We start from the raw sequence: 5,522 nt of genomic DNA on the forward strand, positions 1-5,522 counted from the left end.
CTGCCGATCCAGACCGCCCCGCATCCCTCGAAATGCAGGCGTTTGACGTTGCCGTTGCCGTTGCCTTGGCCTCGGCGGGTGCCGGGCGCAGCCCGGCCGACCCCCTCAATCCTGTTCGCGGTGGTAGGTCGCCACGTCTTCCCAGCCCATCTCGCGGGCATGCCGGGCCATGCGCTCGGCCAGGAACACCGACCGGTGCTTGCCGCCGGTGCAGCCGAACGCCACGGTTACATAACTGCGGGTGCCATCCCCCAGCTTCGGCAGCCAGGTATCGAGGAAGTCCATCAGCTGGGCCACGTAGCGCTGCACATCCGGCTGTGCTTCCAGGTAATCGCGCACGCCGGGTTCGCGACCGCTCATCGCCCGCAGGTCCGGATCCCAGTGCGGGTTGGGCAGCACCCGTGCGTCGAACACGAAGTCTGCTTCGGCCGGCACGCCACGCTTGTAGGCAAACGATTCGAACAACAGCGACAGGCTGGTGGCATGGCCCATCGCGAACTCGGTGACGATGCGACGGCGCAGCTGGTGCACATTGAGGCTGCTGGTATCGATCACCGCATCGGCGTCGCGCCGCAGCGGCGCGGTCAGTTCGCGTTCGCGGGCGATGGCTTCGGGCAGGGACAGCCCCAGCTGGCTCAACGGATGGCGGCGGCGGGTGTCTGCGTAGCGCTTGAGCAGCGTCTCGTCGCTGGCTTCGAAGAACAGCACCTTCACCTCCACGCCGGCGTCGGCGGCCAGCTGCCGCCAGTCGCCCAGCTGGCTCAGGTCGGCCTGCCCACGCACGTCGATGCCTACGGCCAGCCGGCGCGGTGCACTGCGGCCGCGATTGGCCAGCAGGCTGCGTACGAAGTCCGGCAGCAGGTTGATCGGCAGGTTGTCCGAGCAGTAGTAGTCCTGGTCCTCGAAGGTCTTCAGGGCGACGGATTTACCCGAGCCGGACAGGCCGCTGACGATGATCAGGGTCGGGGCGGAGGGGGGGACGGTGCTCATGGACAGGCTCTTCGAAGGGCAGGGGGTCAGGGCGTTCGCCGTTCCAGCAGGTTGCTGTGGCGGGCGATGAACATCGCCGCCGGGTCGATGCCCTTGGTCCGCAGGATATGCAGGCGGGTGGCCGCCTCGGTCAGCACGGCCAGATTGCGGCCGGGCATCACCGGCAGCGTGATCAGCGGCACGTCCAGGTCCAGCACATGGCGGGTGCCCGAATCGCCGGTCAGGCGCTCGTAGCCATGCGGAGTGGGTTCGGTCATCGGCTTGGTCAGGTGGACGATCAGCCGAAGGTACTTGTTCTTCTTTACAGCCGTGTCGCCGAACATCTCGCGCACGTTCAACACGCCCAGGCCGCGCACTTCCAGCAGGTCCTGCAGCAGTTCGGGGCAGGTGCCGTCGAGCACGTCGGGTGCGATCTGGGTGAACTCGGGCGCATCGTCGGCCACCAGGCGATGGCCACGGCTGAGCAGCTCCAGCGCCAGCTCGCTCTTGCCGGACCCCGCTTCGCCGGTGATCAGCACGCCGATGGAGTAGATCTCCATGAACACGCCATGCAGGATCACCCGCGGCGCCAGCGTACGCGCCAGGTGGTAGGACAGGTGGTTGAGCAGTTCGTGGCCGCGCTTGGGCGAGAGCCACAACGGGGTGCCGGATTCATCGGCGGCGGCACGCAGGTCTTCCGGGCACGCCTGGTTGCGGGTCAGCACCAGTGCCAGTGGGTGCGACTGCATGATTTTTTCGATCGTTTCCCAACGCTGGCGCGGTTCCAGCGCATCCAGCCAGGACAGTTCCTCGGTACCGAGGATCTGCACCTTGTTGGGATAGATCGCATTGAGGTAGCCGGCCAGCGAGGGGCGCCGCGAGACCGTATTGCCGGCCTCCAGCTCGCGCTTCTCGCCGGATTTGCCTGCAGCCCAGCGCAGCCCCAGCCGCTCGCGCTGCTGTTCGAACAGTTCACGGGCGGTGATGCTGGTATTCATGCGGCACTCGCAGGTGGGGTCATGTCCAGCGCCTTGCGCAGGGCCCGCGCGTCGCCTGCCTGGCGCAGGGCCTGGCGGATATCCGCCGCCGAGAACAATTCGGCAAGCTCGGACAGCAGCATCAGGTGCTGGTGGGTGTAGTGGGCGGGAACGGCCATCGCGAACACCAGGTCCACCGGCTCGTCGCCACCGAAGTCGACCGGGCTGGTCAGGCGCAACAGGGCGCCACGCGGGCGGTCCAGGGTCGGCGCGCGGCCGTGGGGAATGGCGATGCCGTGGCCGATCGCGGTGCTGCCCAGCGCTTCGCGCTGGCACAGGTTCAGATAGATCTGTTCGGCGTTGGCCTGGCGGCAGGCCAGCAACCCGGCGGCGGCCTGCAGGACGCTGTCACGGTCGGTGGCCGTGCAGAGCTGGGTCTGCACGGCCGCCAGGAGGTCAGTCAGGGGCATGTCTGCGGGGAACGGTGGCGATCAGCCACCATTGTCGCCCACCGGCAGCGGTGCGTGCTGCTGTTTTTTCTCCTTGTGCTTGATCACCAGGCGGTCAAGCTTGTCCGCAAGCAGGTCGATTGCGGCGTACATGGTCTGGCCGCCGGCCTCGGCGTGCAGGGTCTGTCCCGGGATATTGAGGCTGGCGTCGACGTGGTGCTCGGTCTTCTGCAGCTTGAGGGTCACCCGCGCTTCGCAGTGCTGGTCGAAGTGTTTGCCGATCCGGGCCAGCTTCTCCTCTACATAGGACTGCAGGGCCGGGGTGACTTCGACATCTTTGCCAAACGTTTCGATGCGCATCGGGTTTCTCCTGTGTTCGGATGTGCCAATGAACCTCTCCGCCGGGCGCGGCGGCGCGTCAAGCGATTCTGACCCTTTCGTGCGAGGCGGAAATGTTCATGGCTTCACGATACTTCGCCACGGTGCGTCGCGCTACTGGAATTCCCGACGATTTGAGCAGGTCAGCCAGCTTGGCGTCAGAAAGTGGCTTGCGCGGGTTCTCGTCGTCGATCAGGCGGCGGATCATCGCCTGGATGGCGGTGCTGGATGCTTCGCCGCCGCCCTCGGTATCGATGCCCGAGGCGAAGAAGGCGCGCAGCGGCAGGGTGCCGCGCGGGGTACGCACGTGCTTGCGCGCGATCGCGCGCGACACTGTGGATTCGTGCAGGCCGAGCTCGGCGGCGATCTCGCGCAGGGTCAGCGGGCGCAGGGCCTGCTCGCCGAACTCCAGGAAACCGGCCTGCTGCAGGATCAGGCTGCGCACCACCCGCAGCAGGGTCTCGCCACGCTGCTGCAGGCCCTTCAGCAGCCAGCGCGCTTCCTGCAGCTGGGCGCGCAGGTAGCCCGCGTCGGCGTCACCACAGCGACGGATCAGCTGTTCGTAGCCGCGATGGATCACCACCTTCGGCCCGGCGTGCCCGGCCAGCGCCGCACACCACACGCCGTTCTGCCGCCACACCACCACGTCCGGCACCACGTAGGTGTCCTGCGACAGGGGGGCGATCTGGGTACCCGGGCGCGGGTCCAGCGAGCGCAGCAGGGCGACCGCCGTCTCGACCTCGTCCACGGGTTGTTTCAGTTCGTGGGCGAGCCCGGCGACGCCGCTGCGCGGCAACCGCTCCAGCGGTCCTGCGGCAATCTGTCGCGCCAGCAGCAGGCCCGGCGTTTCATCGGGCAGCACGTCCAGCTGCAGCTGCAGGCATTCGCCGAGCGTGCGTGCAGCCACACCGACCGGATCGAAACGCTGGATGCGATGCAGCACGGCAAGGATCTCGTCCTCGTCGGCGTGGATCGCCGGCAACAGGGTTTCGGCGATGGTTCCCAGCGGTTCGCGCAGGTAGCCGTCATCGTCCAGTGCATCGATCAGCGCCGCGCCGATGCTGCGATCGCTGGCAGAAAGATGCGACAGGTGCAGCTGCCACAGCAGGTGGTCGGCGAGCGTCTCGGTTTCGGCCACGCGTTCGGCGGCGCTGCCGGTATCGTCGTCATCATCGAAGCTGCCACCGCTGCCGGTCGCCGTCCAGTCCAGTTCGGCCGGCGCCCAATCGTCGCCTTCATCGCTGCGTTCTGCAGGCGCTTCGTTGTCGTTGCCATCGCTGCCTTCATTGGCGGCGCTGCTGTCATTGCTGTCGGCCCAGTCCAGCAGTGGGTTGCTCTCCACTGCCTGCGCGATCTCCAGCTCCAGCTCGGTGGTCGACATCTGCAGCAGCTTGATCGCCTGCTGCAACTGGGGCGTGAGCACCAGTTGCTGTCCCAACGATGTCTGCAGCCGAGTCTTCATGCCTGTGCCGAAAGGAAGGAAAGGGACCCGGCGACCGCAGTCACAGCTTGAAGGAATCCCCAAGGTAGACCCGACGCACGTCGGCATTGTCCAGGATCGCCTCCGGCGAACCCTGGGCCAGCACGCTGCCCTCGGCGAGGATATACGCGCGGTCGCAGATACCCAAGGTCTCGCGCACATTGTGGTCGGTGATCAACACGCCGATGCCACGCTGCTTGAGATGGGTGACGATGCGCTGGATCTCGCCGACCGAAATCGGGTCGACACCGGCGAACGGTTCGTCGAGCAGGATCAGGCGCGGCTGCGCGGCCAGTGCGCGGGCGATCTCGCAGCGGCGGCGTTCGCCACCGGACAGGCTGGCGCCGAGCTGGTCGGCGACATGGCCCAGCTGCAGTTCGTCGAGCAGGCCGTTCAATTCGCGCTCGCGGCCGGCCGAGTCCAGGTCCTCGCGCAGTTCAAGCACCAGGCGGATGTTGTCTGCCACGGTCAACTTGCGGAACACCGAGGGTTCCTGCGGCAGGTAGCCCACACCCTGCTTGGCGCGGGTGTACATCGGGTCACCGGTGATGTCCTTGCCGTCGAGCACGATGCTGCCGGCATCGGCGGCGACCAGGCCGACGATCATGTAGAAACAGGTGGTCTTGCCGGCGCCGTTGGGGCCGAGCAGGCCCACCACTTCACCCGCATCGAGGGTCAGCCCGAAGTCCTTGACCACTTCGCGCTGCTTGTACGTCTTGCGCAGGCCCTTGGCGACGAGCATTACTTCTTGCTCCCGGCCGGCTGTGCCGGCGTGGCGGCCCTGGGTTGTGCCGCCGGCGCGGCCGGGGTCTTGTTCTTCGGCGGGATGACGGTACGCACGCGGCTGCCGTCACCACCGGAGTTCATCTCGCCGGTACGGGTGTTGTAGACCATGCGCTGGCCGGCATTGGTGCCGCGCGCGCTGGTGACCTTGTAGTTGCCGGTCAGGGTGATGATCTCGGTCTTGATGTCGTAATCGATGCGGTCAGCCAGCGCGTCCATCCAGGTGCCGTCATCAAGCTGCTGCTTCATCTTGGCCTGCTTGCCGGTGAACACCACGCGCACGGCCTCGCCGTCCTTGAGGTAGATCTCGGCCTCGGACGAGCGCAGGTCCAGCGTGCCCTGGGTGATGATCACGCCCTGCGACAGCACGGTCTTGCCGTCGCCGGTGAGCATGCCGGACTGGGCGCCGGAATCGATGTGCATGTCTTCGTTGCGGTCGGTGGACTTGGCGAAGGCGGCGCTGGGGACAAGAAGAGCGAGCGCGAG

At 66.9% G+C, this 5,522-nt stretch carries 7 protein-coding genes; all 7 read right to left on the minus strand.

The genetic code is table 11. The features are described from left to right. Window positions 1–105: 105 nt before the first annotated feature. Complete coding sequence (rapZ, locus tag QRO91_RS21665) at window positions 106–990, minus strand: RNase adapter RapZ (RefSeq protein ID WP_049427492.1); 885 nt, start codon at window positions 988–990, stop codon at window positions 106–108. Between the two features lie 26 nt (window positions 991–1,016). Next, entirely contained in the window at window positions 1,017–1,967 is a 951-nt protein-coding gene (gene hprK, locus QRO91_RS21670; protein WP_005408388.1) for an HPr(Ser) kinase/phosphatase, read from the minus strand. Continuing rightward, window positions 1,964–2,416, minus strand: coding sequence for a PTS sugar transporter subunit IIA (locus QRO91_RS21675; protein ID WP_049427489.1), 453 nt, complete (start codon window positions 2,414–2,416; stop codon window positions 1,964–1,966). The genes hprK and QRO91_RS21675 overlap by 4 nt, the downstream gene beginning before the upstream one ends. Before the next feature lie 21 nt (window positions 2,417–2,437). Beyond that, window positions 2,438–2,755, minus strand: a complete 318-nt coding sequence (gene hpf / locus QRO91_RS21680; RefSeq protein ID WP_005415556.1) for a ribosome hibernation-promoting factor, HPF/YfiA family — start codon at window positions 2,753–2,755, stop codon at window positions 2,438–2,440. Window positions 2,756–2,813: 58 nt separating this feature from the next. Next, window positions 2,814–4,322: an RNA polymerase factor sigma-54 gene (locus QRO91_RS21685; protein ID WP_370671849.1), complete on the minus strand. Its 1,509-nt coding sequence runs from the start codon at window positions 4,320–4,322 to the stop codon at window positions 2,814–2,816. Next, entirely contained in the window at window positions 4,276–4,995 is a 720-nt protein-coding gene (lptB, locus tag QRO91_RS21690) for an LPS export ABC transporter ATP-binding protein (protein WP_049427486.1), read from the minus strand. The genes QRO91_RS21685 and lptB overlap by 47 nt, the downstream gene beginning before the upstream one ends. Beyond that, the coding region (gene lptA / locus QRO91_RS21695) for a lipopolysaccharide transport periplasmic protein LptA (protein WP_285310564.1) at window positions 4,995–5,522 on the minus strand (528 nt) is incomplete at its 5' end. The genes lptA and lptB, both read right to left, overlap by 1 nt.

This window comes from Stenotrophomonas maltophilia group sp. Smal32 (assembly GCF_030237085.1).
GTDB lineage: Bacteria > Pseudomonadota > Gammaproteobacteria > Xanthomonadales > Xanthomonadaceae > Stenotrophomonas > Stenotrophomonas maltophilia_Q.

Bases quoted from the DNA above. Each gene is read 5' to 3' on its own strand.
- QRO91_RS21675 (WP_049427489.1), bottom strand. From the start codon at position 2,416: ATGCCCCTGACTGACCTCCTGGCGGCCGTGCAGACCCAGCTCTGCACG.
- rapZ (WP_049427492.1), bottom strand. From the start codon at position 990: ATGAGCACCGTCCCCCCCTCCGCCCCGACCCTGATCATCGTCAGCGGC.
- hpf (WP_005415556.1), bottom strand. From the start codon at position 2,755: ATGCGCATCGAAACGTTTGGCAAAGATGTCGAAGTCACCCCGGCCCTG.
- lptB (WP_049427486.1), bottom strand. From the start codon at position 4,995: ATGCTCGTCGCCAAGGGCCTGCGCAAGACGTACAAGCAGCGCGAAGTG.
- hprK (WP_005408388.1), bottom strand. From the start codon at position 1,967: ATGAATACCAGCATCACCGCCCGTGAACTGTTCGAACAGCAGCGCGAG.
- QRO91_RS21685 (WP_370671849.1), bottom strand. From the start codon at position 4,322: ATGCCGACGTGCGTCGGGTCTACCTTGGGGATTCCTTCAAGCTGTGAC.